Raw genomic sequence first — 1307 nt, forward strand, 5'->3', positions numbered from 1 at the left:
CGGGCATTATCTGAACATAAAACACTATCAGTAAGTTGGAGTCATTACCTTATAACGCTTATAAATGTGTAATCAGGCAATATTTAAATATTTATGTGTTTGCATCGACAAACGCCAATTACGCGCAATACAGGTTTCAATGCACAATCGTGTGGCATCATCCTTTTGGCTAATCGGCTGCAGTGCAATGACTCGCGGTTTATCATCGGTCAGCGTTGCCAGTAGTTCATCCAGTGCTTCAATATCGCGTACGCGCCCCACTGGATGCTTGATTTCGTTGGCTCGCTCCAGTGCCTGTGACAACACTTCATAGCCGCCGCGCATGTTCAGCTTTGGCGATACGGTAACCCAGGTATTCGGTGTGCAGCGTACTTCATGAGTTCCACTGGTTTCGATCTGGCAGCTAAAACCGTTCTTTTCGAGCAGGTCAGTCAGTGGCAGCAAATCATGAATGCAAGGCTCACCACCCGTAATCACCACATGCCGCGCGGTATATCCCTGACGACCAATGACAGCCAGCAAGTCTTCACTGCTCGCCGCCCCCCACTTATCACTCTCTTTGGTCTTCGCCAGAATGCTGAAAAGGGAGACTTCCCGATCCTCAAGCTTTTCCCAGGTGTGTTTGGTGTCGCACCAGGCACAGCCAACCGGGCATCCCTGTAAACGAATAAAAATGGCGGGGACGCCGGTAAAGTAACCCTCACCTTGCAGGGTCTGGAACATCTCGTTAATCGGGTACTGCATAGCATTCTCTGTGAAGTGGATAATTGTTAATTATTGCAGATCCTGCCGCAACAATCATGTCTTATTAACATTCTGTTACATGCAGATTTAAAGAAAAATACGAAACATATCGTTAATAATTAAAGGGAGTAACGTATTATGTCAGAAGAAAATAAAGAAAATGGATTTAATCATGTCAAAACATTCACCAAAATTATATTTATTTTTTCTGTATTAGTTTTTAATGATAACGAATCTAAAATTACCGATGCCGCCGTCAATTTATTTATCCAGATTTAATGAGAAATTTATAATGCGCTATTTCATACTAATGTTCACTTTCGTATGTTCCTTTGTTGCAGCCCAACCAACTATTGTCCCACAATTACAGCAACAAGTTACGGGTCTTACGAGTAGCTTAAACTCACAAGAAAAGAAAGAACTGACGCACAAGTTAGAATCTATTTTCAATAATACCCAAGTGCAAATTGCGGTAATGACTCCAACTTACTGATAGTGTTTTATGTTCAGATAATGCCCGATGACCTTGTCATGCAGCTCCACCGATTTTGAGAACGACAGTA

General features: G+C 42.6%; 3 protein-coding genes and 1 pseudogene. 2 read left to right on the top strand and 2 right to left on the bottom strand.

All coding sequences use genetic code 11. The annotated features are described in order from the left end of the window. Positions 1–72: 72 nt before the first annotated feature. Positions 73–744 carry a 7-carboxy-7-deazaguanine synthase QueE gene (queE, locus tag ACUU1M_RS20165; protein WP_001199973.1) on the bottom strand — a complete coding sequence of 224 codons (672 nt, stop codon included), beginning with the start codon at positions 742–744 and terminating at the stop codon, positions 73–75. A 138-nt stretch (positions 745–882) separates the two neighbouring features. On the opposite strand from queE, the gene yqcG reads away from it, so the two are divergent. After that, positions 883–1023, top strand: a complete 141-nt coding sequence (gene yqcG, locus ACUU1M_RS20170) for a cell envelope stress response protein YqcG (RefSeq protein ID WP_001288227.1) — start codon at positions 883–885, stop codon at positions 1021–1023. A 13-nt stretch (positions 1024–1036) separates the two neighbouring features. Beyond that, positions 1037–1222: pseudogene (locus ACUU1M_RS20175) on the top strand (TPM domain-containing protein); the annotation flags it as partial. Between the two features lie 8 nt (positions 1223–1230). Here ACUU1M_RS20175 and ACUU1M_RS20180 read toward each other — a convergent pair. Continuing rightward, the coding region (locus tag ACUU1M_RS20180) for an IS1 family transposase (RefSeq protein ID WP_033802282.1) at positions 1231–1307 on the bottom strand (77 nt) is incomplete at its 5' end.

The sequence above is a fragment of the Shigella sp. SIG6 genome (genome assembly GCF_053555815.1).